The sequence below is a fragment of the Nocardia sp. NPDC047038 genome, from assembly GCF_040644075.1.
GTDB lineage: Bacteria > Actinomycetota > Actinomycetes > Mycobacteriales > Mycobacteriaceae > Nocardia > Nocardia sichangensis.
Genome location: NZ_JBEYVQ010000008.1, coordinates 257,301 through 283,109, shown reverse-complemented (window position 1 = coordinate 283,109; position 25,809 = coordinate 257,301). Strand labels below are relative to the sequence as shown.

The 25,809-nt window shown below is 69.3% G+C and carries 21 protein-coding genes and 1 pseudogene; 10 read left to right on the top strand and 12 right to left on the bottom strand.

Going from position 1 to position 25,809, the window contains the following annotated elements:
- Positions 1 to 23 precede the first annotated feature (23 nt).
- Positions 24 to 2,930 carry a UPF0182 family protein gene (locus ABZ824_RS26085; protein WP_356965884.1) on the bottom strand — a complete coding sequence of 969 codons (2,907 nt, stop codon included), beginning with the start codon at positions 2,928 to 2,930 and terminating at the stop codon, positions 24 to 26.
- A gap of 151 nt (positions 2,931 to 3,081) precedes the next feature.
- Here ABZ824_RS26085 and ABZ824_RS26080 point away from each other — a divergent pair.
- A pseudogene (locus ABZ824_RS26080) lies at positions 3,082 to 3,347 on the top strand (hypothetical protein); the annotation flags it as partial.
- On the opposite strand, the gene ABZ824_RS26075 reads toward ABZ824_RS26080, so the two are convergent.
- Positions 3,336 to 4,634 (bottom strand): DUF3533 domain-containing protein, encoded by a 1,299-nt coding sequence (locus tag ABZ824_RS26075; RefSeq protein WP_356965882.1) that lies wholly within the window; start codon positions 4,632 to 4,634, stop codon positions 3,336 to 3,338. The pseudogene ABZ824_RS26080 and the gene ABZ824_RS26075 sit on opposite strands and share 12 nt — an antisense overlap.
- A gap of 65 nt (positions 4,635 to 4,699) precedes the next feature.
- Here ABZ824_RS26075 and ABZ824_RS26070 point away from each other — a divergent pair, with 65 nt between their 5' ends.
- Positions 4,700 to 5,299 (top strand): TetR/AcrR family transcriptional regulator, encoded by a 600-nt coding sequence (locus ABZ824_RS26070; RefSeq protein WP_355075468.1) that lies wholly within the window; start codon positions 4,700 to 4,702, stop codon positions 5,297 to 5,299.
- Positions 5,300 to 5,432: 133 nt separating this feature from the next.
- Here ABZ824_RS26070 and ABZ824_RS26065 read toward each other — a convergent pair whose 3' ends face one another.
- The gene (locus tag ABZ824_RS26065; protein ID WP_355075467.1) at positions 5,433 to 5,579 is read right to left on the bottom strand and encodes a DUF1059 domain-containing protein; all 147 of its coding nucleotides are present in this window, start codon (positions 5,577 to 5,579) and stop codon (positions 5,433 to 5,435) included.
- Positions 5,580 to 5,644: 65 nt separating this feature from the next.
- Positions 5,645 to 6,250 carry a QsdR family transcriptional regulator gene (locus tag ABZ824_RS26060; RefSeq protein WP_356965880.1) on the bottom strand — a complete coding sequence of 202 codons (606 nt, stop codon included), beginning with the start codon at positions 6,248 to 6,250 and terminating at the stop codon, positions 5,645 to 5,647.
- A 142-nt stretch (positions 6,251 to 6,392) separates the two neighbouring features.
- On the opposite strand from ABZ824_RS26060, the gene ABZ824_RS26055 reads away from it, so the two are divergent.
- From ABZ824_RS26055 to ABZ824_RS26045, 3 genes are read left to right on the top strand one after another with little or no spacing between them, the layout of a single operon-like run.
- Positions 6,393 to 7,886, top strand: a complete 1,494-nt coding sequence (locus tag ABZ824_RS26055) for a carboxylesterase family protein (protein ID WP_356965878.1) — start codon at positions 6,393 to 6,395, stop codon at positions 7,884 to 7,886.
- Positions 7,883 to 8,716, top strand: coding sequence for an enoyl-CoA hydratase (locus ABZ824_RS26050; RefSeq protein WP_356965876.1), 834 nt, complete (start codon positions 7,883 to 7,885; stop codon positions 8,714 to 8,716). Before ABZ824_RS26055 ends, ABZ824_RS26050 begins: the two co-directional genes overlap by 4 nt.
- Positions 8,709 to 10,199, top strand: coding sequence for an AMP-binding protein (locus ABZ824_RS26045; RefSeq protein ID WP_356965874.1), 1,491 nt, complete (start codon positions 8,709 to 8,711; stop codon positions 10,197 to 10,199). Before ABZ824_RS26050 ends, ABZ824_RS26045 begins: the two co-directional genes overlap by 8 nt.
- On the opposite strand, the gene ABZ824_RS26040 is transcribed toward ABZ824_RS26045, so the two are convergent.
- The 5 genes from ABZ824_RS26040 to ABZ824_RS26020 form a co-directional block, all read right to left on the bottom strand.
- The gene (locus tag ABZ824_RS26040) at positions 10,188 to 11,075 is read right to left on the bottom strand and encodes a VOC family protein (protein WP_356965873.1); all 888 of its coding nucleotides are present in this window, start codon (positions 11,073 to 11,075) and stop codon (positions 10,188 to 10,190) included. The two genes, ABZ824_RS26045 and ABZ824_RS26040, sit on opposite strands and share 12 nt — an antisense overlap.
- A 16-nt stretch (positions 11,076 to 11,091) precedes the next feature.
- Complete coding sequence (locus ABZ824_RS26035; RefSeq protein ID WP_356965956.1) at positions 11,092 to 12,108, bottom strand: ferredoxin--NADP reductase; 1,017 nt, start codon at positions 12,106 to 12,108, stop codon at positions 11,092 to 11,094.
- A 119-nt stretch (positions 12,109 to 12,227) separates the two neighbouring features.
- A complete protein-coding gene (locus ABZ824_RS26030) occupies positions 12,228 to 12,455 on the bottom strand; it encodes a hypothetical protein (RefSeq protein ID WP_356965871.1) in 228 nt (75 codons plus the stop codon).
- A 10-nt stretch (positions 12,456 to 12,465) separates the two neighbouring features.
- Entirely contained in the window at positions 12,466 to 13,608 is a 1,143-nt protein-coding gene (locus ABZ824_RS26025; RefSeq protein ID WP_356965869.1) for a Rieske 2Fe-2S domain-containing protein, read from the bottom strand.
- Between the two features lie 93 nt (positions 13,609 to 13,701).
- Positions 13,702 to 14,208: a flavin reductase family protein gene (locus tag ABZ824_RS26020; RefSeq protein WP_356965867.1), complete on the bottom strand. Its 507-nt coding sequence runs from the start codon at positions 14,206 to 14,208 to the stop codon at positions 13,702 to 13,704.
- Between the two features lie 224 nt (positions 14,209 to 14,432).
- Between ABZ824_RS26020 and ABZ824_RS26015 the strand changes: the two genes are divergently transcribed.
- The 4 genes from ABZ824_RS26015 (at position 14,433) to ABZ824_RS26000 (ending at position 19,588) form a co-directional block, all read left to right on the top strand.
- Positions 14,433 to 15,266 carry an IclR family transcriptional regulator gene (locus ABZ824_RS26015; protein WP_355075451.1) on the top strand — a complete coding sequence of 278 codons (834 nt, stop codon included), beginning with the start codon at positions 14,433 to 14,435 and terminating at the stop codon, positions 15,264 to 15,266.
- Between the two features lie 37 nt (positions 15,267 to 15,303).
- Positions 15,304 to 15,879: a PadR family transcriptional regulator gene (locus ABZ824_RS26010; protein ID WP_356965865.1), complete on the top strand. Its 576-nt coding sequence runs from the start codon at positions 15,304 to 15,306 to the stop codon at positions 15,877 to 15,879.
- Positions 15,880 to 15,940: 61 nt separating this feature from the next.
- Complete coding sequence (locus ABZ824_RS26005) at positions 15,941 to 17,170, top strand: bifunctional 3,4-dihydroxy-2-butanone-4-phosphate synthase/GTP cyclohydrolase II (RefSeq protein WP_356965863.1); 1,230 nt, start codon at positions 15,941 to 15,943, stop codon at positions 17,168 to 17,170.
- Between the two features lie 138 nt (positions 17,171 to 17,308).
- Positions 17,309 to 19,588: a LuxR C-terminal-related transcriptional regulator gene (locus tag ABZ824_RS26000; protein ID WP_356965861.1), complete on the top strand. Its 2,280-nt coding sequence runs from the start codon at positions 17,309 to 17,311 to the stop codon at positions 19,586 to 19,588.
- Positions 19,589 to 19,608: 20 nt separating this feature from the next.
- On the opposite strand, the gene ABZ824_RS25995 is transcribed toward ABZ824_RS26000, so the two are convergent.
- The 3 genes from ABZ824_RS25995 to ABZ824_RS25985 all read right to left on the bottom strand — a co-directional run bounded on the left by ABZ824_RS25995 (position 19,609) and on the right by ABZ824_RS25985 (position 23,205).
- On the bottom strand, positions 19,609 to 20,463 hold the full coding sequence (locus ABZ824_RS25995; RefSeq protein WP_356965859.1) for an alpha/beta fold hydrolase: 855 nt from the start codon (positions 20,461 to 20,463) through the stop codon (positions 19,609 to 19,611).
- The gene (gene hsaA, locus ABZ824_RS25990; RefSeq protein ID WP_356965857.1) at positions 20,463 to 21,626 is read right to left on the bottom strand and encodes a 3-hydroxy-9,10-secoandrosta-1,3,5(10)-triene-9,17-dione monooxygenase oxygenase subunit; all 1,164 of its coding nucleotides are present in this window, start codon (positions 21,624 to 21,626) and stop codon (positions 20,463 to 20,465) included. The genes ABZ824_RS25995 and hsaA overlap by 1 nt, the downstream gene beginning before the upstream one ends.
- A gap of 97 nt (positions 21,627 to 21,723) precedes the next feature.
- Complete coding sequence (locus ABZ824_RS25985; protein WP_356965855.1) at positions 21,724 to 23,205, bottom strand: FAD-dependent oxidoreductase; 1,482 nt, start codon at positions 23,203 to 23,205, stop codon at positions 21,724 to 21,726.
- Between the two features lie 103 nt (positions 23,206 to 23,308).
- Here ABZ824_RS25985 and ABZ824_RS25980 point away from each other — a divergent pair, with 103 nt between their 5' ends.
- Entirely contained in the window at positions 23,309 to 25,765 is a 2,457-nt protein-coding gene (locus ABZ824_RS25980; protein WP_356965853.1) for a PEP-utilizing enzyme, read from the top strand.
- Positions 25,766 to 25,809: the final 44 nt, after the last annotated feature.

The window sequence follows — 25,809 nt, the reverse complement described above, 5'->3', positions numbered from 1 at the left end:
GCGGGCGGCCGACGACGCGAGCGTCAGCGACCGTTGCGTTCGAGTTCGCCCAGCTGTTTCTGCAGGCGTTCCAGTGCGGCCCGGATCTGGTCGATCTGCGCGTTGAGTTCGGCGATCTTCGCCTGATCCACCGGCGGGGGCTGCGCCTGCGGTGACGCGACCGGTGGTGGCGCGGCGGGCTGTTGACCCGGCGGCAGTGGGGCGCCGGGTCCGCCGCCGGGCGGCGTGGCGAGTCTGCCGGTGGCCGGACCGAACACCTGCTCCAGCGCCTCCGCGAGGGTCGGCGCGTAGCCGACGAGGACACCGCCGGTGCCGGGATCGCGGTAACTGACCAGCACTCGCGCCAATTGCGGGAATGTCGACGCGTTCTGTGCCGTCGAGATCCGTTCGGTGAACAGCGGCTCGGCGTAGAGCACGCCGCCGTCGGCGATCGGCAGGGTGAGCAGATTGCCGTACTGGATCCGGTTCGAGCGCTCGAGCAGGGTGCGCTCGGAAGCGACTCTGGTGTCGGAGATCATCGAGTTCTGGATCTGTTGCGGACCCTGAGTGAGGGTGTCGGTGGGCAACTGCGAGACGGTGATCTTGCCGTAGCCCTCCGGGTCGGAGCGGGCGGAGACGTAGGCGGAGAGGAATTCCCGGTTGTAGCCGACCATCGCGCTGGCCAGCCGGAACGACGGTTCCGCGCTGGCCTGGTCGCCGACCAGGACGTAGAACGGAGGCTGATGCGGATTGGACTCCACGGTGGGGTCGCTGGGCACCGACCAGAACGCGTTGGTGGTGAAGAATTCGCGCGGTTCGTCGACGTGGTATTTGGCGAGCATCTCGCGCTGGATCGTGAACAGGTCTTCGGGATACCGGAAGTGCGCCCGTAGCTCCGTGCTGATCGACTCCTCCGGTCGGACCGTGCCGGGGAAGACCTTCATCCAGGCCGCCAGCACCGGATCGTGCCGGTCGACCTGGTAGAGGGTGACCGTGCCGTCGTATGCGTCGACGGTCGCCTTGATGGAGTTGCGCACGTAGGAGATCTCTCGCGGCGACTCCCGCTGGGTCTCGTCGCCCGGCTCGAGGGCTTCGAGCGAACTGCGCTTGGCGTAGGGGTAGCCGTCGATCGAGGTGTACGCGTCGACGATCCAGACTATCCGGCCGTTCACGACCGCCGGGTAGGGGTCGTTGTCGGTGGTCAACCACGGTGCGACGAGTTCGACACGATGGCGGGGATCGCGGTTGAAGATGATCTTCGAACCGGGACCGATCGCCTTCGAGAAGACGATATTGCGCTCGGTGTAGGTCACCGCGAAGGCGAGGCGGTTGACCCAGTTGGCGATCGGGACGCCGCCCGCGCCGGCGTAGGTGTAGGTGGTGGTGTCGGTGTCGTACTCGCGGGGCTCGGTGCCGCCGCCCACGATGGCGTAGTCCGGGCTCGCATGGGCGATCACTTCGCCGAAGTAGACGCGCGGCTGATCCACTCGGATCACCTGGTGCCCGGAGGCTTGGGACGCGATGTCACCGACCGCGTAGATCGGATATCCGCTGTTGCTGCTCGCGGCATCGCCCGCGGCCTCGCGGACCGCCGCGTTCACCCGGTTGGCCGGTGCGGCGACGAACCCGTTGCCGTGCGTGTAGACGGTGTGACGATTGACCCAATGGCGCTGGTTGCCGCTCAGCGCGGTCGGGGTCAGCTCGCGCGCCGCGACCACGTAGTCGCGCAGTTGCCCACCGACCCGGTAGCGATCCAGGTCCAGATGCGGTGGGAAGCTGTAGAAATTCTTCAGCTGTTGTTGCTGGGTGAACGTCCGGGAGAGCACGCTCGGGTCCAGCAGACGGACGTCACCGATCGTGGTGACGTCCGCGGGGACCTCGGGCGGCGACCTGGTGCCGACGCCGGGATAGGGCTGGTACTCGACCCGGTCGCTGCCGATCCCGTACGCCTGCCGGGTGGCCGCGATGTTGCGTTGGATGTAGACGCGCTCCATGTCGGCGGCGTTCGGGCGGACGGAGAACTGCTCGACGGCCAATGGCCAGACGGCTCCGACGAGGATCGACGACAGCAGCAGAAGCGCCGCGGCCATCGCCGGGATTCGCAGGTCCCGCACGACGATGGCGGCGAAGACCGCCACGGCGCAGATGACGGCGATCGCGAAGAGAATGAGGCGGGCGGGAAGCACCGCGTTGATGTCGGTGTAGCCAGGGCCCGCGAAAGTGGGTTCCTTGCTGCGGCTGGATAGCAGTGAGTACCGGTCGAGCCAATAGGCGGCAGCCTTCAAGAGGATGAACGAGCCGGCCAGTATCGCGAGCTGGACGCGGGCCGCGTGCGTCAGGCCGCCCGTCTTTCTGGACAGCCGCAGGCCACCGAACAGGTAGTGCGCGGCGAGGCTCGCGACAAAGGCGAGGACCACGGCGATGAACAGCCAGTTGAGTACGAATCGATAGAAGGGAAGGTCGAAGACGAAGAACCCGATATCGTGCCCGAATTGCGGGTCGGACACGCCGAAGGACCCGCCGTGGACGAACAGCTGGACGGTCATCCAGTTCGACTCCGCGGCAAGGCCGCAGACGAGCCCCAGCGTGGTCGCGATACCGAGACCGAACCGCACCGGATGCCGGAGCACCGCCGCCCGATACGACCGAAGACTGTTCTCCTCTTCGGACTCGGGAACGAAGAGCGGGCGGAATCTGAACGCGAGCCACAGCACCGCGAAAAGGACGCCACCGATGATCAGCGCGACCGCGATGAACAGCGAGAGCCGGGTGAACAGCACGGTCAGCCAGACACCACGGAAGCCGACTTCGCCGAACCACAGCCAGCTGACGTAGCCTCGGATCAGCCGAGGCACCACCAACAGCGACACGACGAACACCGTGGCGGCGACCACCAGCACCCGGGTGCTGCGATGCAACCGTCGCGGGCGGAGGCCCTCGCGTGCGCTCATCTTGCACTCCCCGTGGCTGCCGCCCGGCTGGACGATGGACGGCCGGGGCGGACTACCAAGCTCGATACTACGACGTCCCGGAGCGCTCGATCAGCTCCCACAGGTACGCCACGTGATCGGCCGTGTACCTCCGCCCCGGCCGGCCGCTACGGCCCAGACGGGCAGCTCGAATCGTGTCGAAATCGTCGGCGAGCCGTCTTACGTCGTGGACATCCGCCCCACCAGCCGCAAGGGCGATCACAATCACGCCGCCACCCCCGCTGCGGCAGGACACATCGTGAACGCCATTCCCGTGGTGGTGGCCGCCCAGCCGGTATCCGCACGACGCTCGAGCTTTCGCTCATCACGCAACCGGGGAGGTTCACACCGCGCGGTAGCCCACACCGACCACCGCGCGGGGGGCTTTCATCGAGCTAGGGCGGGTACGGCGATGACCGGTGCGTTCTCGGTCGGAGCCGAAGCCCGGTGCAGGCCGCGGCGGTCATAGGCGTAGGTCGCGGTCACACCGAGCAGCAGGCCGATCCCGAGGCCGAGCACCGTCATCCACAAGCCCTGGCCGAAACCGGCTTCGGCGTGGGCGTCGAAGAACAGGATGGCGCGAACGGCGAGGTAGATCTGGTGCATCGGTTCGAAGGCGGCGAGGTTCGCGATGTAGGCGGGCGTCGCCTCCAGGGGGACCGTGGCGGCCGACGAGGGCAGGCCCAGGACGACGAACAGGATCAGATTGACCAGCAGCCCCGCGGTGCCGAAGGTGGCGAGCACGGCGAGCGCGGTCACTCCGACCGCGACGATGGCCAGTGTTCCGTAGAGCCACAACAGCAGCGGACTGCCCAGTGGGACATTGAATGCCGAGGCGACCCCGAGGAATATCCCCGACAGAACCGGAGCCGCGGTGACGATGACCGCCCATTTCATCAGCAGCGTGCGGAACCGGGAGATGCCGGTGGACGGCGGGTGCACGAACCACGGGCCGTATTCGGTGGGCGTGAAACCGAGCACCGAGTCGACGAGCGTGTGGATGATCATGGCGCCGGTGAAGCCCGCCAGCAGCAGGATCAAGGTGTAGAAGAACGCGACGAGGCCCTGCCCGGCGCCGTCGTCCATCGGCCGGTAGGGCGCGGTGACGATCTGCACGGGATCGGTGAGCATCAGCCGGGCGGCCCCGCTGGGCTCGACCGGCGCGCCAGGCCCGGCGGCGAGGGCGGCGTTCACCTGATCGGTCAGGCTCTTGCCGACGGTCTCGTCCACCTGACGCAACGCGCGGTCGGCGATGCGCTGCATGATGCCGGTGGTGTAGGGGCCGATTCGCGGGTTGGTGTGGATGGTGATCACCGGGCGCTCGACCGCACCGGGCACCACGGCGGCGGCGCCGAGGATGGCGAGCCGCTTGGTGAAGTCGGACGGGATCACGATCGCGCCGTAGACCTCACCGTTCTGCAATTGTTTGCGCGCTTCGGCGATGCCGACGACGCGCAGGTCGATTTTCTCCGCCGGGATGCCCGCGACCAGCGCGTCGCTGACCTGGGCGCCGAAGTTGGCGGGTTTGCCGTCGAGCGTGTCGCCGACGTCCTGATTCACCAGGGCCACCGGGAAGTCGTGCAGGTTCTTCTCGGTATTGCTGGCGTAGCCGAGATACATGGTGGCGAGCAGCGCCGCGAAGACCGTCAGCACTGCGATCGGGGCGGTGAAGGTCCGAACCGTCATGCGAGTCAATGTAGTCACCGCCTACAAAGTAGGCAATGACTACCTTTTGTTATCCTGCCTACACCATGCCGATCACTCGAAGCCGGTCCTATCACCACGGCGACCTGCGCGCCGAGTTGTTGCAGCGGGCCGAGGCCACGCTGCGCGAGTCCGGCGTCGACGGCTTGTCGCTACGCCGACTGGCGCGTGACGTCGGAGTCAGTCACGCCGCTCCGACCCGGCATTTCAAGGACAAGCAGGCGCTACTGGATGCCATCGCGGTGTCCGGCTTCCAACGCCTCGCCGCCGCCCTCGCACAGACCGCGGCCGCCGACTCGGCCGACGGGCACATCCGCGCCCTGGCCCGCACCTATCTCCATTTCGCGACCGAGAACTCGGCGCTCGTCGCGTTGATGTTCGCGCGCAGGCACAGCCCCGCCGCGGGCGATGCGATGTCCCGGGCCGTGGACGCGGCGTTCGCGACGCCGGTCGCGCTCATCACCGAAGCACAGAAGCGGGGGGAGGTGATCGACGGCGACCCGCGCCGGATCGCGCTGTCCGCGGTCGCCGCGCTACAAGGTCTGGCCACCTTCGTCGGCTCGGGCGTGATCGCCGCCGAGACCGCCGACGAATTGGTGGACGAGACGACCACACACATGATCGAAGGCTTGCGCCCCCGCCCGTGATGCGCCGCGATTGTCGCGGCACGAGTGCCGGCGGTGGATGCCGGTCGGCGTGGCAGCGGCACGTTCCTCGAACCTCACCCGGCCCGAGGATCAGGGTGCCGGAGCGCTCGGCGGCGTCCACGCGGGCTGTTCGTCAGTACGCGATGAACAGGATCTCGTCGCGCGAGTAGTCGTGGCCGGGATGGTTCTCGGCCAGATGGGCTTGCGTCTTGGCCACGAGATCATCCTCGTCGGTTCCGACGATCAGTTCTCCGCAGGGGCAGTTCAGCTTTCGCTTCATCAGCGTCCTTCCTCCTCGATCCGACAGTCTATGCACACCGAGGTGGTCGAGCGCGAGTCAGCCGGTCACCCCGTCCCTTTGTGCAGCAGCGCGCTCAAGACCCGTTCCGCCCGGTCCGGGTCGGGGGGCGCCCCGGCGATCGTCGGCAGGTAGTGGAACGACTCGGCGATCCGGACGCTGGCGTAGGCCAGTTCGTCGAGCGTGAGCGTCGTGGCGATGCGCTCGTCCTCGAGATCCCGCGCGAGATACCGGGCAACGGCTTTCACAAGGCGCGGCTGGAACCCGTTGCCCGCCAAAGTGAGCAGCTTCATGGCACGCTCGTTCTCCTCCAACACGAACTTACGCGCTCCCGGTTGCGCCAGCACCGCTCGGAGATACGCGGCGAGCAGCGCGGGCACCCGAGCGCCCGGCTGGTCTCGCACCCGCTCCCACTCGTCGCGCAGTGTCGCCTCGGTGAGCGACCAGATGACCTCTATCAACAACTGGTCGCGGCTGCCGACCCAGCGGTACAGCGTCACCCGGTTGACCGCGAGTTCGGTCGCGAGCTGGCCGACGTCGAGTCGCTCGCCGCGCAGGAACTTTCGCTTCGCCAGACGGAGAGCGTCCATCGGTTCGGGCCGCCGCTCCGCGCCGTCCCCCAGCGCCCGCTGCAAAGGCGTTCGAGATGTCATGCGGGCCAGCGTACCGCTGATGTAACAAATATTCACTATGTTGCACATGTGCAACTAATTGGTCATGACGATGCTCTTGACCAGCGAGATCCCGTAGGGCTTGATTGCAACATGCGCTGAATTCCAATCAAGGATGAAACAGATGTCAGATATGTTGCAAACCGTCCAAACCCAATACGGACCGGTGCGCGGACGCACCCGTGGGCCGGTGCACGAATTCCTCGGTATCCCTTTCGCCGCCGCCCCGGCGGGGAAGCATCGGTTCCTTCCACCGGTGCCGCCGCAAGCGTGGGCCACGGTCCGGGACGCGACCGATCCGGGCCCGACCGCGGCACGCGCGCCGTACGTGCCCGCTTACGACGGGCTCGTTCCCGAAGTGTCGATCCCGGGCGACGACGTGCTCAACCTCAACGTCTGGACCTCCGCGACCGAGGGTGCGCGCCCGGTCCTGGTGTGGATCCACGGCGGAGCGTTCACCAATGGCTCCAACGCCCTGCCGACCTACGACGGCACGGCGTTCGCGGCGAGCGGGGTGGTCATGGTGGCCGTCAACTATCGCCTCGGCGGCGAAGGGTGGCTGCATTTCGGCGCGGACACAGTCAATCTCGGCATCCTGGACGTCGTGGCGGCGCTGGAGTGGGTGCGCGACAACATCGCGGCCTTCGGCGGCGACCCGGCGCGGGTGACCATCGCGGGACAGTCCGCGGGCGCCATGCTCGCCACCACTCTGCTCGCCGTGCCGCGCGCTCGGGGCCTGTTCCGCGGTTTGATCGCGCACTCCGGAGCGGCGGCCAACACCGTCACCCCGGACGAGGCGCGCCTGCTGATCGACAACGTGGCCGCGCACATCGGCATCGAGCCCTCGCTCGACGCCTTCGCGGACGTGCCGATCGACGAATTGTCCACGCACGTCAGGGCGGTGCTGCACGAAGTGCAAACCGCCGCGGATCCGGCGAAATGGGGACGATTGGCGCTGACCACATTGCCGTTCGCGCCCGTGGTGGACGGCGCGATCGTCGTCGACGATCCGCTGGGGGCGGTCGCCTCCGGCGCGACCACCGACGTGGCGATCCTGGCCGGGAGCAATGCCGAGGACGCCCGGCTCATCCTGGTCGCTTCCGGCGCCATCGATCAGATCGATGAGCCGACCCTGGCCGCCGGAGCCGCAGGATACGGATTGGACCCCGCCGTCGCGCTTCCCCGCTATCGCGCGTCCCGGCCGGATGCCTCGGCGGGCGATCTGCTGTCGGCGGTCGTTACGGACTGGTTCTTCCGCATCCCGGCGATTCGCCTGGCCGAGGCGCAGACCGACGCGGGCGGCGCGGCGTGGGCCTTCCGATTCGACTGGCGCTCACCGCGGCTCGGAGGGCGGCTCGGCGCCGCGCACGCGGTGGACCTGCCATTCGTCTTCAAAACGCACACCCGCCCGGAGAATCACACCCTGGTCGGCGCGCACGCCCCCGACGCGGTCGCCGACAACCTGCACGGCATGTATCGGGCTTTCGTGCTCGACGCCGATCCGGGCTGGGCGCGGTACGAGCGGCAGCGGCGGACCACCGGCCTGATCGCCGACACCGTCACCGTGGCGAACGATCCCGATGCCGCGGAGCGACTGCTGTGGGCGGGTGTGCGATGAGCGATCTGGTCCGCTACGACGACAGCACGCCGAGGATCGCCCGGATCGTCCTGAACCGTCCCGACGCACGCAACGCGCAGAACACCGAGCTGCTCTACGCCCTCAACGACGCGTTCGACCGGGCCGCCCGCGACGACGGCATCCACGTGATCGTGCTGGCGGCCGAAGGCCCGCACTTCTCCTCGGGACACGATCTGGGCGAACACGACTGGCGCGCCAACATGGGTCCGCGCACGCCGGTCGGCACCTGGGCCGGCTTCGGCAGCCAGGGCGCCGAGGGACTCATGGCCCGCGAGGAGGAGATCTACGCCGGGTTCAGCGAGCGATGGCGCAACATCCCCAAACCGACCATCGCGGAGGTGCACGGCAAGGTCATCGCGGGCGGGCTGATGCTGGTCTGGCCGTGTGATCTGATCGTGGCGTCCGAGGATGCCGAGTTCGTCGACAACGTCGTCGCGATGGGCGCCAACGCGGTGGAGTTCTTCAACCACCCGTGGGAATTCGGCATACGGAAAGCGAAAGAGTTGCTGTTCACCGCCGGGACTCTCACGGCGGCCGACGCCGAACGCATCGGCATGGTCAACCGGGTCGTCCCGCGAGCGGAGCTGACCGAGCACACTATGCGGCTGGCCGCGACGATCGCCGCCATGCCGCTGTTCGCGCTGAAACTGGCCAAGCGGTCGGTCAACGCCGCGCAGGACGCGCAGGGCCGCGCGACGGCACAGCAGACGGCCTTCGCGCTGCATCAGCTCGCGCACAGCCACAACGTCCAAGTCCACGGCGACATCGTTGACCCGGACTTCCTAGCGAGGTTCGCCCGCCGTGCCTGATCCACTCGCCCGGCCGCTCGGGCAGATTCTCACCGACCTGGCCGCCGCCGACCCGCACGCCGCGGCCATCACGTTCGAAGGCGACACTTGGTCGCGGCAGGACCTCGAGTCGGCCGCCAATCGCCGAGCCAGGCACTTCGCCGAACTCGGTGTCCGCCGAGGCGATTACGTGACCGTCGCCTTGGCCAACAAACCGTCCTACTTCGCGACGGTCTTCGCGGTCTGGAAGCTGGGCGCGGTGCCGCAACTCATCTCGCCGCGGCTTCCCGCACCGGAGCGATCGGCCGTACTCCGGCTCGCGCGACCGCGGCTGGTGGTCGGCGCCGCGGAACCCGGCCTGCCCGCGGCGCCGGACGAGGACGCGCTGTCGGCAGAGTTCTCCGACGCGCCGTTCGACCACTATCCGGTCGCGCCTGCGTGGAAGGCGCCGACTTCCGGCGGGACGACCGGACGCCCGAAGCTGATCGTGTCGGGCCAGGCGGGTCTGCTCGACGTCGCGCCGCTCAATGCCGTGCTCGGTCAGCGACCGGACGATGTCCAGCTCGTCAGCGGCCCGCTCTATCACAACGCGCCGTTCAATACCTCGTTCTTCGGTCTCATGGCGGGCCAGCACCTGGTGATGTTGCCGAAATTCGAGGCGCGCACGGCGTTGCGGGCGATCGCTCGCCACCGAGTCAGCTGGCTGACCGTGGTGCCGACCATGATGTCGCGCATGCTCACCGAGGTGCGTGATCGGCCGAAGGATTACGACCTCGGCTCCGTCCGGCGGCTCTGGCACATGGCTGCGCCCTGCCCGCCGTGGCTCAAGCGGGCCTGGATCGAGCTGCTCGGCGCCGAGAAGATCTACGAAATGTACGGCGGCACCGAGAATCAGATGATGACGCTGATCGACGGCCGGGACTGGCTGACCCACCCCGGCTCGGTCGGCCGCGCCGTCTTCGGCGAGTTCGTCGTCCTGGATGCCGACGGACGCCCGTGCCCGCCCGGCATGGTCGGCGAGATCTTCATGCGCCCGGCCGAGGGCGACGGACCCAGCTATCGCTACGTGGGCGCCGAACCGCGCACCCGCGCCGGCTGGCCGGGCTGGGATTCTCTCGGCGACCTGGGCCACGTGGACGACGAGGGATTCCTCTATCTCAGCGACCGCCGCACCGACCTGATCGTCACTGGTGGCGCCAACGTCTTCCCCGCCGAGGTGGAGGCCGTGATCACCGAGTATCCCGGCGTGCGCGGGTGTGCGGTCGTCGGGCTGCCGGACGACGACCTCGGCAGGCGCGTTCACGCCGTGGTCGAGACCGACGCCCCGCTCGACGAGGCGCGGCTTCGCGGTCACGTCGAGTCGCGACTGGTCCGCTACAAATGCCCGCGCACCTACCGGTTCACCGATACCCCGCTGCGCGACGACGCGGGAAAACTGCGCCGCGCCGAACTGCTCGATCTCGAGGCGCGGCTGACGAGCCGGGCCACCGGATCAGCCACGTGACCATTCGTGGCCCCAGTAGCTGTCGGCGGTGATCTCCTCCGCGCTGTAAGTGGACTCGTCGACCAGCAGACCTTCGGTGCCGTATTCGAGATCCCAGCCGCCGGGCGTGCGGACGTAGAAGGAGATCATCTTGTCGTTGGTGTGCCTGCCGAGGGTCGACGACAACGGGAGACCCGCCCGCATCACGCGGTCGAGCGCCCGGCCGACGGCGTCGAGTTCGTCGACCTCGACCATGATGTGCACCAGGCCAGGGCCGTCGGGACGGGTGCCGGGGATCAAGGCGAGGCTGTGGTGACGCTGGTTGACGCCGAGGAACCGCACGCGTACCGGTCCCACCCCGGGTGGGGTGGGCACTCGGAAGGAGCCGCGTGGCAGGAATCCGAGTATCTCGCAGTAGAAACGGTTCGCCTCCTCGAGATCGGGCACCGGTAGCACGACGTGGCCGAGTCCCGATCCCGCTGTGACGAAACGGTTTCCGTGGGGAGTGACGACCGGGCTGTGGTCGAGCACCGGGCCGTGGAAGACCTCGACGGTGAACCCGGCGGGGTCGGTGAAGGTGCAGGCTTCCTCGACGCGTAGTGCGTCGACCTGCTCCTGAGCGAGCGGCGTGACCGCCACGCCCGCCTGCTCCAGCGCCTGCCGCACCCGGGCGAGCGCGCGGTAGTCGCGCACCTCCCAGCCGACGGCGAGCACCCGGTCCTGTTCCGCCGGGACGAGTTCCAAACGGTAGGCGTGCTCGTCCATGCGCAGGTACAGACTGTCCGGATTCGGCCCGGTGGCCTGCGCGAAACCCATCACGTCGAAGGCGAAGGCGCGCCAGGCCGCCACATCGGCGATGGCGACTCGGACGTAGCCGAGCGAGGCGATGTCAGCCATTGATTCGTCGTACTCCTCAGGAATAGGTGACTTGCACCGTGTCGGTGACCGGGACCGCCTGGCAGGCCAGCACGTATCCCTCGGCCAGATCGGCCTCGTCGAGAATTTCGTTGTGCCGCATCGCCACCTGACCGGAGACGACCCGGCAGGTGCAGGCGCTGCACGCGCCCTCGCGGCAGGAATAGGGCGCCTCCAGCCCGTTGGCCAACAGGACGTCGAGCAGGACCTGGTGGCGGGGCCACGGAAGTGCGCGCGTCTCGCCGTCGAGTTCCACCTCGACCGCCGCGTGGTCGCCGGAGTCGCCGGAGTCGACGACATCGGGCGTGGCGGTATCGAACGGATCGCCGTTCAGCGACACGAACTTCTCGACGTGCACGCGCTTGCGGTCGGCGCCCGACCCGATCAGTGCGGCGGAGACGGCGTCCATGAACGGGCCGGGTCCGCACACGAACGCCTCGCGCTCGCGCCACGGTCCGGCCAGCGCCGCGAGCTGCGGCCGCGACGGCAGCCCTTGCACGCTCTCCAGCCAGTGCACCACGACCAGGCGGCCGGGATGCCGGGCGGACAGGTCGGCGAGTTCGTCGGCGAAGATCACCGAGCGCTCGTCGCGGTTGGCGTAGATCAGCACGCAGTGCCCGGCTCCGTCTGCCAGCACCGATTTCAGGATCGACAGCACCGGGGTGATCCCGCTGCCCGCCGCGAACAACAGCACGTCCTCGTCCAGCGACGCCGGGGTGAAGACACCCGCGGGCGGCAGCGCGTGGAAATCCATGCCGGCAACCGCGTTGTCGCACAACCAATTCGACGCGTAGCCGTCGGGCGTTCGCTTGACCGTGACCTTCAGCGGCCCCGCTTCGTGCGGCGCGCTCGACAACGAGTAGCAGCGGCTCACCGAGCCGGTCAGCTCGCTCGGAATCCGCAGGGTCAGGAACTGGCCCGGCCGATAGTCGATCGCATTCGACTGCTCCGCGGTCGGACTCAGCTCCAGCGATACCGCGTCGTGGGTCTCCCGGATCACCCGCGCCACACGCAGGGTGAGGAATGCGCCGGGGCGACTCTCGGTGTCGTCGGGAACCTCGGCCCGGCTCCCCGGCGCCACGGCCGCTCGGGCTCGATCCACTGCTGCGTCTCCTCTTCGGTCCTCCACGGCTGTCACGGCTCGTCCCCGTCCCGGGTGCTGACGTCGATGAGACCGCCCGCGACGGCGGCATCGATGCTGTCGCGCAGCGCGACGCAGGTCCGTACCCGCGCACTGTCCGCGCCGGCGAACTCGGCGCACGCCGCCACCGCGCCCGCGCTCCACTGCACGCTGGTGTGCTGCGGACTGAACTTCTCGACGAGCACACACGTCGCGCAGATACGGCAGGTAACCCGTTCCATCGCACCCCGCTCAGGCTCCGGCGGCGGCGCGCTGCTCGGCGAGATTCTCGGCGACCTCCGCCTCCCACGCCGTGACCGCCCTGGTGGTGTCCACTTCGAACTCGAAGCGGTCGGTCATCTTCGGATCGATGTCGGCCACGTCGGTGTAGAACTGCTCGTACCAGCGGCGCAGCTGGTAGACGGGTCCGTCCTCCTCGCACAGCAGCGGGTTGTCGATGCGGGTCTTGCGCTGCCAGATCGCGGCATCCTGTTCGAAGCCGCGGCCCAGGCCACCGGCGAACTTCGCCGCGATCTCCTCGGCCTGCTCCGCGGGCACGCCGTGTGGCTTCTTCACGATCGCGCCGTACTGCAGCACGAATTTCGTGGGTGACACCGGGTAGTGGCAGTTGATGAGGATGCCCTCGACCGTCAGGCCCGCACTCTCGCTGCGCAGGTGATCGATCATGTAGGACGGGCCGTAGTAAGAGGCATCAGAGTGCAGGACGTTCTTGCCGCCCAACGCCTTCGCGGTCTCCCCCATCATGTCCTCGCGCGACACCGAGGTCATGTACTGGCTGGCGATGTGACCCTCGAAGACGTTCTTGAAGTAGGTCGGGAACCCGAAGTGCACATAGAAGAAGTGCGCCATGTCCACCACGTTGTCGATGACCTCGCGGCAATTCGCGCCGTCGATCGTCATGGTGTTCCAGGTCCAGTCGGTCCACTCGTCGCTGAACGCCCCGTCGATGCGCGGGATGGTGACCTCCGCCGGGGGCGGATCGCCCTCCGGGTCGTTCCACACGAACAGCTGCTTGTTCTGCTCCAACGTCGGCCACGAGCGGGTCCGAGCCCGGGGTGGAACTCGGCGGCCGTAGGGGATGCCGGTGCAGCGTCCATTGCCGCCCCACCGCCAGTCGTGGAAAGGACAGGCGATGGAGCCACCTTTGATCCGGCCGTCCCCGAGGTTCCCGCCCATGTGCCTGCAATAGGCGTCCAGCACGTACAACTCTCCGCCCGCACCGGCGAAGACCACCAGTTCGGTGCCGAAAATCTCGACGGTATGCGGTTTCCCGTCCCGGAAGTCCTGCGCGAGCCCCAGGCAGTGCCAACCGCGCGCGTAGCGGGCGGGCGGAGCGCCCGCGTCGATCACTCGGACCTCGGTGTCGGTAGTCATCGGTTCCTCCACGATTCGCGCACGGTTGTCACTTCGATATTTCGGTTCGCCGTCCCGCCCCGGAAATGTGCAGTCCCACTGGCCGGGAGGTGCTCAGGCCTCATCGAGCCGCCCGAAGGCGGAGCGGTAGAACAGCAGCGGAGGCGCCTCGCGATGCTCCGACAGCGCGGTGACGCGTGCGATGACGATGGTGTGGTCGCCGCCGTCGACCTCCTGCTCGATCTCGCAGTCGAGCCAGGCCATGGCTCCGGCCAGCCGCGGCGAGCCGTTGGGCGAGGGCTCCCAGTCGACCCCGGCGAACTTGTCGGTGCCGCTGCGCGCGAGACGGCGGCAGACCTCCTGCTGGTCGTGGGCCAGGATGTTGACGCAGAGCCGGCCCACGGCCCGGATGCGCGGCCACGATGTGGACGTGCGCGCGGGGCAGAAGCAGACCGCGGGCGGCTCCAGCGACAGCGCCGAGAACGACTGGCAGGTGAATCCGATCGGCCCGTCCTCCGCGTGCGCGGTGATCACCGTGACGCCTGTGCAGAAGCGACCCAGCACCGCTTTGAAGTCGCGCACGTCCAGTGGCGATCCGTCCATCTCGAGCACCGGTTCCATCGGGCCTCCTATTTCGATCAGGCATATACCTGTCAGCTATGACAGCAGCGCTCGCCCGAGGGTCGTCAAGATCGGAGTCCGGTCACCGAGATGCGGATCCGTAGAAGCTACGTAGTTCTCCCGATTCATCTCGGCTGCGAAGTCGTCAGTGTGATGGGAGACACAAACGATCGAGCACGTAATGCCTGGTCGACGTTGACCGACTGTGACCGACGGAGGTTCGAATGACCGTCACCCTGCTGCCCGACAGCGAGCCGCGCACCGACCGGGTCCCACGGCGGACCCGCGCCAAGGGGGTGGAAGCCGAGGTGCCGGTGTCGATGATCGAGCGGATGACCCTCATCCTGGACGCGTTCGACGCGGCCACCCCGACGCTGACGCTGCTCGGCTTGGTGGAACGCACCGGCCTGCCGCGGTCGACCGTCCATCGGATCCTCGACCAGATGATCCGGCTTCGGTGGCTGGCCCACACGTCCGGCGGATACCGGCTCGGCATGCGAACCCTGGAACTGGGTGGGCTCACCGCCGACCACAACGAGATCCGCGACGCGGTCAGCCCGCTGCTGCACGAGTTGTGCCAGCGCACCGGCATGGTCGGACACCTGGCGGTGCTCGACGGGCGCGAGGTGGTGTACCTGGACAAGGCGGGCGGGCGCTTGGCCGCGATGCTGCCGACCCGCCTCGGCGGCCGCATGCCCGCGCACTGCACCGCGCTCGGCAAGGCCATGCTGGCCACACTCGAGCCGACCATCGCCGAAGCCGCGTTCCATTCCCGGCTGCCGCGACGGACCGCGCACACCATCACCGAGCCCGACGCGCTGCATCGCGCCTTGGCCCAGGTCCGGCTGCGCCAGGGCGTGGCGCTGGACCGCGAGGAAGCGATGGACGGAATCGCCTGTGTCGCAGCGCCACTCCGGGGCCGCGGCACCGCACCCGCAGCCCTGTCGCTGTCCGGTCGAGCCGAGGCGATGAGCTTCGACAAGCTGGCGCGGGTGCTGCTCGAGATCTCCCACGAGGCCGGACGTACGCTGTTCGGGCGGCGGGCGCGCTGGCGATAGTTCGAATCCGAATATGCCTGAGCGGTACAGTCCGACCATGACCGATGGCGTCACACCCGCGGTGCCCGACCTGCCGACCACCGCGTGGGCCGTACTCGGCATGCTCTCGCACGCTGACGAACTCTCCGGCTACGACCTCAAGAAATGGGCCGACTGGAGTCTGCAGTTCTTCTATTGGAGCCCGTCGTTCAGCCAGATCTACGCCGAACTCAAACGCCTCGAGAAGCACGGCTACGCCAGCTCCCGCACGGTGGCGCACGAGGACGGCGTGCGCGGCAAGCGGATGTACGCCATCACGTCGGAAGGCCGTGCGGCCGCGGCGAACTGGGTCAATCACGCACCGGTGGAGGCGCCGGTGCTCAAGCACAGTGTGATGCTGCGCGCATGGCTCGGCAACCTCGCCGAACCCGACCGGATGCGCGACATACTCACCGAGCACATCGAGTACGCCGAGAAGATGCGCAGGCGTGCCGAGGCCGACGCGCAGGGCGCCGAGGCGAATCCGGACTGGGCCTATCCCGAACTGGTGCTGCGCTGGTGCGTGCGGCACTACGAGGCGGAGCGCGATTTCGCCCGCGAGCTGCTGGCGGATATCGACCGCCTCACTCAGTGAGACGCCACCTGGCTGTTCCGGCCCCGCCATATTTCTATTAGGCATATGGAGGTGGCGGACGATGACCGGTGAACTGGACTCGGTGCCTGCCGCGGTGGCGGCCATCGCGAACGGCGGCATGGTCCTCGTCGTGGACGACGAGGACCGCGAGAACGAAGGCGATCTGGTGCTCGCCGCGGAGCAGGCGACCGCAGCGAACATCGGGTTCCTGGTGCGGCACACCAGCGGCGTGCTGTGCGTGCCCATGACGGGCAGCGACCTGGACCGGCTGGAGCTGCCGCCGATGACGGCGATCAACCAGGACCCGAAGGGCACCGCGTACACGGTCTCGGTCGACGCGGCGGCGGGCATCACCACCGGCATATCGGCCGCCGACCGCGCGCACACCATGCGCTTGCTCGCCGATCCCGGCGCCACACCCCGGGATTTCACTCGCCCCGGGCACGTGTTCCCCCTGCGAGCGCACCCGCGTGGCGTGCTCGGTCGGCAAGGACACACCGAGGCGGCGGTCGACCTGGTGCGGATGGCGGGCTTGCGCCCCGCCGCGGTCATCGCCGAGGTGGTGCGCGACGACGGCTCGATGGCCCGGCTCCCCGACCTGCTGACCATGGCCAGGGTGCACGGAATCCCGATCATTTCCATCGCCGACCTGATCGACCATCGCCGCAGGCTGGAGCCGGGCGTCGTGCGCGTCGTCGAGACCAGGCTGCCCACCCGCTTCGGCGAATTCCGGCTCATCGGCTACCGGGACACGACCGACCACGCCGAACACCTCGCGTTGGTGTTCGGCGCGCCGGGCGAGCGCGACGTACTGACCCGGGTGCATTCGGAATGCCTCACCGGCGACGCGTTCGGCTCGCTGCGCTGCGACTGCGGCGAGCAGCTCGACGCCGCCTTGCGGACAGTGGCCGCCGCGGGCCGCGGCGTCGTGGTGTACCTGCGCGGACAAGAGGGGCGCGGCGTCGGACTGCTGAACAAGCTGCGCGCCTACGCGCTCCAGGACGAGGGCGCCGACACGGTCGACGCGAATCTGCGACTCGGGCTGCCCGTCGATGCCCGTCACTACGGCGCCGCGGCGCGGATCCTGGCCGACCTGGGAGTGCGGTCGGTCCACTTGCTCAGCAACAATCCGGCCAAGCAGGCGGGATTGACCGAATACGGCATCGCCGTCGAACGACGGATTCCGCTGCAGACCAGTCCGACCGAGCACAACGTGCGGTACCTGCGCGCCAAGCGCGACCGTATGCGCCATCAGCTCAGCGACGTCGACGCCGCTGCCGCCGCTCGGTGAGCGGCGCCGGTTCGATCCGTCCGCGGTCACCGGAACGCCGCCGATCCCGCGCCGGCCGGGCCCGCGGGCACGTTCATCGGAGTTGAATTTGTCCAGAACGCTCTTCCGCGCCCCGCGCGGTACCTAGGGTTGACACCCATGGCGCGGCGTCCCATCGGCAACCTCCCTGCCGAGGTCACCAGCTTCGTCGGGCGCCGGGAGGAACTCGCCGCCGCGAAGCGGCTGCTGCCCACGACACGCGTGCTGACCCTGCTCGGTCCGGGCGGCGTCGGCAAGACCCGGCTGTCCCGCCAAGTCGGCGTCGCGGTCGCACGCGCGTTCCCGGACGGGGTGTGGCTGGTCGAGCTGGCCGACGTCCAGGACCCGGATCTGGTCACGGTGACCGTCGCGGAGGCCCTCGCGTTGCGCGACGACACGGCGGCGCCCCTGCGGCGGCTCACCGAGTTCCTCGCGGACAAGCGGCTGCTGCTGATCTTGGACAACTGCGAGCACCTGATCGACGCCTGCGCGCGGCTGGTGGGCAGGATCGTGGCCACCACCTCGGAGGTCCGCGTACTGGCGACCAGCCGGGAGGTGCTGGGCGTGCAGGGCGAACAGGTCATGCCCGTCGCGCCCTTGCCGCTACCGGACGCGGGGACCACCGACAGCGATGCGATGCGACTGCTCGCCGAGCGGGCCGGCGCCGCCAACCCCGGCTTCGCGGCCACCCCCGCGAATCGCGATGCGCTGGCCGCGATCTGCCGCCGGCTGGACGGCATTCCGCTCGCGTTGGAGCTGGCCGCGTTGCGGTTCCGCGTGTTCACTCCGGAACAGATCCTCACCCGGCTCGACGACACCATGGGCCTGCTCAGCGCGGGACCGCGACTCGCGCCGGAACGACAGCAGACCATCGAGGGCGCGATCCGCTGGAGCTACGACCTGTGCATCCCGGCCGAACAGCGCTTGTGGGAGCAGCTGTCGGTGTTCTCCGGCGGCTTCGACATCGACGCCGCCGAAGCCGTGTGCCTGCCCGCACCGAACGGGCGCACGGTGATCGACGCGCTGACCGGCCTGGTCGACAAGTCGGTGCTGAGTCTGCGCTACGACGGCGATGTCGGGCGGTACTCGATGCTGGAGCCGATCCGGCAGTTCGCCCGCGACCGGCTGGCCGAGCGGGGCGAGGAGCCCGAGGTGCGCGGCCGCCACCGCGATCATTACCGGCGGCTGGCACTGCGCGGCCGCACCGCGTATTGGAGTTCCGATGACGTCGCCTGGTTCCGCGAACTTAACCGCGAGCACGCGAATCTGCGCGCGGCGCTCCAGTTCAGCCTGACCGACGCGCCCGAGTCGGCGCTCGAGATGGCGGCGGTGCTGCGGCCGTTCTGGGAGCACAATCGCTTCCTCACCGAGGGCTACCGCTGGCTGACCGACGCGCTGGCGAGGTCGAGCGAACCGACCGAGCTGCGCGCACGCGGGCTGTCCGCGGCGGCCTCGCTCGCGGCGTTGCTGTCCGATCGCGGGTCGGCGCGCCAGTTGGTGGACGAATGCGTTGCCCTGGCGCGCCGGGTCAATGCCCCCGACATCCTCGCGGAGGCGATGCTCGATTCGGCGCTGCTTGCCTTCAACGACGGCGACACCGCCCGCGCGCTCGAATTGGCCGAGACCGCCACGCATCTGGCGGCCGAGTGCGGCCATCACGCGATGGAGATGGACAGCCTCGCGTTCGCGTTCGTGTGCGCGCTGGTGCTCGCCGACGAACGCTCGACCGCCTTCGCCGAGCGGCTGCTGAAGGTCACCACCGAGCGCGGACCGTATCTGCTCGGCGGGCTGGCGCAGTGGTCGATGGGGCTGGATCATTGGCGGCGCGGCGATCAGCGTGCCGCGACCGGATATCTCGCCCGCTCCGTCGAGATGTTCAGCCTGTTCGACCGATGCGTCTGGCTCGCCTCCGGATTCGAAGGGCTGGCGTGGTCGGCGGTCGCGCGCGCCGACTTCGAGCGAGCCGCCCGTCTGCTCGGCGCCGCGGAGATCCTGGCGCGCAGCACGGTACGCCTCGCCCACGCCATCACCGGCGTACTCGGTGACAGGATGCGTGGTCGCGTGCGAGAAGAACTGGGCGAGCGGAAGTTCGAGGAGATCTTCGACAGCGGCGCGACGCTGTCGCTGAGCGAGGCGATCGATTACGCGCTGGGACGCGCGCCCGCCACGGCGCGACCGCCGCAGGCCGCTCCGGTCGAGGCACAGGCGGCGGACGTCCTCACACGCCGGGAGAAGGACGTCGCCCGGCTGGTGGCGGCGGGGCACAGCAACAAACGCATCGCCGCCGAGCTGGTGATCTCGGTGCGCACCGCCGAGACCCACGTCGAGCACATTCTCACCAAGCTCGGTTTCACCTCCCGAACCCAGATCGCGGGGTGGGTCCGCGATCACGAGGTGTGATCGACGCGGGCGGCGGGCGGTCAGAGACCGGCGGTGAGGAAATCGACGACCGCGCGCTCGAACGCCGACTTGCGTTCGATCTGCACCCAATGACCACACCGGGCGAAGACGCGCAGATCCGCGTTCGGGATCTGCCGTGCCGGGAACAACGCCGCCTCCACCGGTGTCACCCGGTCGTCACGCCCCCACAGGATCTGCGTCTCGGCGCGCAGGCCGCGCAGCCGGGCCCACAGCGGAACCGGTTCGGCGAGAGCGGGATCGGCGAAGGTCGCGTACGCGTCGCGCAGCGCGGCGATGGCGGCGGGATCGGAGGCGGCGGCCGACCGGGTCTCGATCAACTCCTCGGTGAGGGTCGCCGGATCCGACACCATGGCGCGCAGCCAGTGCAGCAGCCGTTCCCGGGTGGGAGCGGCGCTGAACTCCAGCAAGCGCGTGATGCCTTCGGACGGATCGGGCCCCAGCACGTTCACCCCGACGCCGCCGGGCGCCATCAGCACCAGCCGATCGACCCGGTCGGGATGTTCCAGCGCCAGTAGCGTCGCGACCGCGCCACCCATCGAATTGCCGAGCAGGTGTACCCGTTCCAGGTGGAGGTCATCGAGCAGGCCCAGCACCGCGTCGGCGGAGATGCGCAGGTAGTTGCGTTCGTACACCGGCGGGCGGCCACTGGCGCCGAAGCCAGGCTGATCCACGATCAGACAACGGAAACGCTCGGCCAGCACCGGCAGGTTGGCGCCGAAGTTGGCCCATCCCGAGACGCCCGGTCCTGAGCCGTGCAACAGCACCAGCGGCGCGCCCGACCCCGCTTCGTGGTAGCGCAGTTCCAGTCCGCCCGTCGTGCTCCGGCGCGTGGTGTTCTCCGCGGTGAGCGTCATCAGATCATCCGATCCGTGACCGGCAGGCCGAACGCGTCCCGGCCGTACAGGACCAGTGCGCGCTCCACGTCGTTGATCACGTGCACGCTCCCGGCGTGCGCGTCGCGCCAGTGCCGTTCGATCGGATTGGGTTTGCGGATCGCATGACCGCCGGAGTTGTCGAACAGCAGGTCGATGGCCTCGATGGCGCGTTCGGTGCCGCGCACCTGGTCGCGGCGGCTGCGGACCCGCAGTTCGAGGGGGATCTCCTCCCCCGCCTCGGCGTAGCGCAGCTGTTCGCCGATGTTGCGCTCCATCTGCAGGACGGCGGCGTCGATCTCGGAGGCGGCGCGAGCGACGCGGACGTGCGCGAACGGATCCTCGGCGGCCTTCTGCCCGCCGTAGGAGATCCGCACCCGCTCGCGCATGCGCTCGATGTGCGCTTCGTACGCGCCTTGGGCGGCGCCGATGATGGGTGCGGTGATGGTGTTGGAGAATACCGCGCCGAACGAAATCCGGTACAGCGCAGCGGTATTGACCTCCTGTCCGGGTCCGCGCAGCTCGGCCTGCTCACTCGCGCTGTAGGTCCGGTGGGCGGGTACGAACGCCTTCTCGATGACGATGTCGTTGCTGCCGGTGCCGGACAACCCCGACACGTGCCAGACGTCCTCGATGCGGTAATCGGCACGCGGCACCAGAACGGTCAGATACTCCGCTCCGCCTTCGTCGTTCGGCACGACCGCGCCCAGGAAGGCCCAGCGGGCATGATCGCACCCGGAGGAGAAGCTCCACCGACCACTGATCTCGAAGCCGCCCTCGACCGGTATCAGCTTGCCGGTCGGCGCGTACGACGACGAGACCAGTGTGTCCGGATCGGCACTCCAGACGTCCTCCTGTGCCCGCAGCGGAAACAACGCCAGTTGCCACGGGTGCGCGCCCAGCACCGAGGACACCCAGGCCGTGGACGGGCAGGCGGTCGCGATGGCGCGGATCACCTCGTAGAACGCGACCGGTGAGGATTCGTCGCCGCCGAAACGGGACGGCTGCAGCATGCGGAACACCCCGGCCTCGGTCAGCTCCCGGATGCTCTGGTCGGGCACTCTGCGCTGCAGTTCGGCGTCGGCGGCTCGCTCCCGGATCGCGGGCAGCAGATCCCGTACCCGATCGAGCACCTTGTTGGTCATATGCGGTAGTCCTCCTGGTAGTGCCGTCTTTCGACGCTAGGCCGGTGCGGCGCCGTCCGGTCCGATCCATCCCGATGACCGGAACCCGCCGTCCGGATCAGCTGGTGCGGGCCGCGGCGGTACCTGCGCGGCGGCCGAAGAAGGTGCCGTCGCCGAGCGAAGTGCCGCTGATGTAGCCCTCGCCGTGCAGGTTGCTCGCGGCACGGCCCGCGGCGAACAGACCGGGGATCGGGGCGCCGTCGATATCGAGTACGGCGCCGTCGAGCGAGGTGTGCAGACCGCCGAGGGTGAACACGGACGCACCGGTCCCACGGCGATCACCGGATTCCGACGGTGGCCGCACCCCCGCCCGCACGTCGATCGCGGCGAGCGGCGGCGTGAGGGGCCGCACCCAGCGCGGCGCTTTCCCGAACTCGGGATCCACCCCGCGCGAGGCGAAGTCGTTGTACCGGCGGACGGTATCGGCCAGCGCGGCCGCCGGTACGCCCATCAGGTCGGCGAGTTCCTCGGCGGTCTCCGCCACATGGGTCGGCTGCACACCCCACCGCTGTGGTTCCGGCACTTCCTCGAAGGCTCGTTCGTCCAGCACGACCCAGGTCCGCATGCCGTGCCGGAACAGCGCCGCCTGGCCGATCCGGCCGGGATAGGTGTCCTCGTTGACGAACCGCTGCCCGTGCCCGTTGACCACCATGCCGCGCGCGGCGAGGCCGGGAACGAGCGAGATGCCGACCTGGCCCGTGGACATGTGCCGCACGGCCGCGCCGAGCGCCTGCGCCATCCGGATCCCGCTTCCGTCGTCGGTGCCCGCGCTGACCTTGGTGTGCCCCAGCAGTTTCGGTGCGTGGGCGGCGAGCATGGCGTCGTTGTCCACGAATCCGCCGGTGGTCAGCACGACGCCGCGACGCGCCAGGATGGTCAGCTCGGTGCCGTACCGCCGGGCCACCACACCGACAACGGTGCCGTCGGCCGCCAGGATCAGGCAGGTCGCCCTGGTATCGAGAAGCGCTGTCGCGCCGGCGGATCGCGCGGCCTCGGCCAGACAGTCCATGAGCAGCTTGCCGCCGAAGTCGGCGGCGGCCGGGCGATGCCCGCGGGGCGCGGGACCGGCGAGGCCGGAGAACGGCTTGCTGTTCTCTCCCAGCCACATCAGCCCGTCATCCGTCGGCGGTACCCACGTCGGCGCGTCCCACAGTGTGGGCTTGAACGGCACGCCGCGGTCGGCGAGCCAGTGGAAGTGCGCGACGCTGTCCTCGCTGTAGCGAGAGATCTTGGCCGAATCCGCCCCCGGACCGAGCGCGGCGGACAGGAACGCGGCCATCGCTCCCGGGTCGTCGTCGAATCCGCAGGCCCGCTGGATCGGTGTGCCGCCGCCGAGATAGATCTCACCGCCCGAGAGGGCGGATGCGCCGCCGGGACCGCTCATCCGATCCAGCACCAGCACCTGCGCGCCGCTCGCCGCCGCCTCGAATGCCGCCGCCGCTCCGGCGCATCCGTAACCGACCACCAGCACATCGGTCTCGAGGTCGTAGGCGCGCACGTCGGCGGCCTCCCGAGGCGCGACCGAATACCGATCACTCATGGGGTCGACCTTCCCGCGCCGGTCGCGATGGCAGGCCGCCCGTCTTGGTGAGCGACCCGCCGGTCCCGTTCATCGGGACTGTGGTCGGCCGCAGGCTCGCCGTATGGCGATGGTGTGTGAACGGCGTCACGTCTGCATGGGCGCCAGCGAGGAGGAAGATTTCATGCGGGTCCTGGTCACCGGAGTTTCCGATCCGACCGGTCGCGCGGTGGCGCGCATGCTGCTGGCCGCGGGCCACGACGTGATCGGGCTGGACCGCGCGCGGCACCGGTACGTCGACCCTCGGATCGAGGTGATCACCGGTGACCCCGCCGAGCCCGCGTTGTGCGCACGGGCTGTCGCCGACTGCGCGTCGGTAGTGCATCTGGGCGGTTCGCTCGCCGCCATCGCGACGGCGGCCCGAGCGGCCGGGGCGCGAATCGTCGTTCCGGTGGTCGCGGGGCCGGAATCGATCGCCGAGGACGTCGTGCGGTCCAGCGGGGCGGCGGCGTTGATCGTGCGCACCGCGCCGGTCGCGGGCAGGCGCGTCGATGGCGCGAGTTGGCGAATCCTGCGCGGGCTGCTCGGTTCCCGCCGATCGGGCGGATTCCAGGTGCTGCACACCGACGACTTCGAACGTTTCCTGGTGCTGGCCGCGCAATCCGAGCGCACCGGCCTGGTCGAACTGGCCGCGCCCGGGGTGGTCTCGAGTGCGGACGCGCATCGCATCCGCCAGGCGGCCCGAACACGGAAGTCGCGGCGGACGTCCGGCACGCCACCGCAGGTGGATCCGAGGGTGGCACGCGACGAATGGGGATTCCGGTGCGGCTGGACCGCGTCCGAAGTGGTGGCCGACATCGTCCGCGGACTGACCGGTCGCAGACTCGACGGCGACGAGTTCGTCGCCGGGCCCGGCGCCATCCCGCTGCCCGGCTACCTGATACCCACCCGCGCGGCCACCTCGGACGGACACGCGCTGGTGTCGGTCGCGCCGGAAGGTCTCGAGGGCGAGTTCGACGATCGTGTCGACCCGGCCTATCCGGTGCACACCGCGACCAATACATCCGAGGCGCTGCCCGGACCGCTCACCCCGCTGACGGTGGATCTCCAAGCGGGCGCTATCCGGCTGGCCAATGCCGCGATGGGCGCCATGATCGCGCTGGACGGCATCGCGCTGGAGCACTGGACCAGCCGGGTCACCACGGTGCTCGGGCACCACATCTACATCAACGCCTCCATCGGCGTGCTGGCCGCGGAGAACATGCCGGGCTGGGACGAGCAGAGCATCCGCCGCGACGTCTACGGCAACATCCCGCCCGAGATCTCGCTGACCCCGCACGGCAAGCCACCCACACCGACGGGATTCGCCAGTACCCGCGCCACCTGGCGCGCGGCGGCCCGGGTCCTGCGCACCGCGCTGCGCTACCGCGAGACCACCGACGGCATCAATGCCGCCGCGCATCAGGAATCCCTTGGCGCCGCGGCGATTCGCGAGCTCACCGATGAACAACTGCACGCCCGCGCCCTGCTGTGGCGGGATCGGCTGAATCAGTCCTGGGCGGCGGCGTCCATCGGGGTGATGATGACCGGCGCGGCCACCGCCATCCACTCCCGCGGCAAGGAAGCGGCGACCGTGCCCATCGATCTGGAGCGGTTGGAGTCGGCCAGGACCATGCTCGCGGTGGAACGGCTCGCCGCCTTGTGCCGGGACGACACCGCGTTGCACGACGCGGCGCACGCGGGCGACGTCACCGCGGCGCGGACGATCTCCCCGGCGTTCGCCGCCGCGCTGGAGGAGGAGCTGCGGCGGATCGGACATCGCGGACCGGGCGAGTGCGAGCTGCTCAACCCGACCTTCGGCGACCGGCCGGAGCTGCTGGTGACCGCCGCCGCACGCGCCGCTCGGATGCCCGCGCCCAAGCGGGAACCGGTCGACCCGGCGCCGAGCCGCACCGCACGGATGGCGGCAGGAGCGACGATGGCGCGCGAACGCGTCCGCGACGCCGTGGTCCGGTACACCCACTGCCTGCGCCTCGCCGTGCGGGAGCGGGCGGAGCGGCTGATCCGGCAGGGGCTGCTACAGCAGGCCGAGGACGCCTGCTTTCTCACGCTCGACGAAATCCTCTGGGCGCCAGCCGATCTGACCGAACGGGTAGCACGCCGCCGAGCCGAGCTGAGCCGGTTGCGCGGCGTCCGCATGCCGGATGTGATCGCAGGTGACTGGGAGCCGCTGCCGAACGCGGACGCGTTGACGCCCGGAGACGGCCTGACCGGCATCGGGGTATGCCCCGGCGTCGTGGAAGGCACGGTGAAACGCGTCCTGTCCCTGGACGACGACATCGAGCCGGGCGACATCCTGGTGGCATCGGTCACCGACACCGGGCACACCGCGATGTTCGCCTACGCCGCCGCGGTGGTCACCGACATCGGCGGCTCCGCCTCGCACGCGGCCATCGTGGCCCGGGAATTCGGCATCCCCTGCGTCGTGGACACCAAGACCGCCAGCACCCGGCTGGCCGATGGGCAACGGGTGCGGGTCGACGGGGCGGCCGGCACGGTCACCCTGCTCGCCGACGCCTGAGCCGTGGCCGGGGTCGCACACTCCGGCCCACTTGCCGGCTCGGC

Excerpts from the sequence above, each read along its gene's own strand:
- ABZ824_RS26030 (WP_356965871.1), bottom strand. The coding sequence starts at position 12,455 with ATGGAACGGGTTACCTGCCGTATCTGCGCGACGTGTGTGCTCGTCGAG.
- ABZ824_RS26000 (WP_356965861.1), top strand. The coding sequence starts at position 17,309 with ATGGCGCGGCGTCCCATCGGCAACCTCCCTGCCGAGGTCACCAGCTTC.
- ABZ824_RS26075 (WP_356965882.1), bottom strand. The coding sequence starts at position 4,634 with ATGACGGTTCGGACCTTCACCGCCCCGATCGCAGTGCTGACGGTCTTC.
- ABZ824_RS26070 (WP_355075468.1), top strand. The coding sequence starts at position 4,700 with ATGCCGATCACTCGAAGCCGGTCCTATCACCACGGCGACCTGCGCGCC.
- ABZ824_RS26050 (WP_356965876.1), top strand. The coding sequence starts at position 7,883 with ATGAGCGATCTGGTCCGCTACGACGACAGCACGCCGAGGATCGCCCGG.
- ABZ824_RS26025 (WP_356965869.1), bottom strand. The coding sequence starts at position 13,608 with ATGACTACCGACACCGAGGTCCGAGTGATCGACGCGGGCGCTCCGCCC.
- ABZ824_RS26085 (WP_356965884.1), bottom strand. The coding sequence starts at position 2,930 with ATGAGCGCACGCGAGGGCCTCCGCCCGCGACGGTTGCATCGCAGCACC.
- ABZ824_RS26060 (WP_356965880.1), bottom strand. The coding sequence starts at position 6,250 with ATGACATCTCGAACGCCTTTGCAGCGGGCGCTGGGGGACGGCGCGGAG.
- ABZ824_RS26010 (WP_356965865.1), top strand. The coding sequence starts at position 15,304 with ATGACCGATGGCGTCACACCCGCGGTGCCCGACCTGCCGACCACCGCG.
- ABZ824_RS26055 (WP_356965878.1), top strand. The coding sequence starts at position 6,393 with ATGTCAGATATGTTGCAAACCGTCCAAACCCAATACGGACCGGTGCGC.
- ABZ824_RS26015 (WP_355075451.1), top strand. The coding sequence starts at position 14,433 with ATGACCGTCACCCTGCTGCCCGACAGCGAGCCGCGCACCGACCGGGTC.
- ABZ824_RS25985 (WP_356965855.1), bottom strand. The coding sequence starts at position 23,205 with ATGAGTGATCGGTATTCGGTCGCGCCTCGGGAGGCCGCCGACGTGCGC.
- hsaA (WP_356965857.1), bottom strand. The coding sequence starts at position 21,626 with ATGACCAACAAGGTGCTCGATCGGGTACGGGATCTGCTGCCCGCGATC.
- ABZ824_RS25980 (WP_356965853.1), top strand. The coding sequence starts at position 23,309 with ATGGCGATGGTGTGTGAACGGCGTCACGTCTGCATGGGCGCCAGCGAG.
- ABZ824_RS25995 (WP_356965859.1), bottom strand. The coding sequence starts at position 20,463 with ATGACGCTCACCGCGGAGAACACCACGCGCCGGAGCACGACGGGCGGA.
- ABZ824_RS26040 (WP_356965873.1), bottom strand. The coding sequence starts at position 11,075 with ATGGCTGACATCGCCTCGCTCGGCTACGTCCGAGTCGCCATCGCCGAT.
- ABZ824_RS26020 (WP_356965867.1), bottom strand. The coding sequence starts at position 14,208 with ATGGAACCGGTGCTCGAGATGGACGGATCGCCACTGGACGTGCGCGAC.
- ABZ824_RS26065 (WP_355075467.1), bottom strand. The coding sequence starts at position 5,579 with ATGAAGCGAAAGCTGAACTGCCCCTGCGGAGAACTGATCGTCGGAACC.
- ABZ824_RS26005 (WP_356965863.1), top strand. The coding sequence starts at position 15,941 with ATGACCGGTGAACTGGACTCGGTGCCTGCCGCGGTGGCGGCCATCGCG.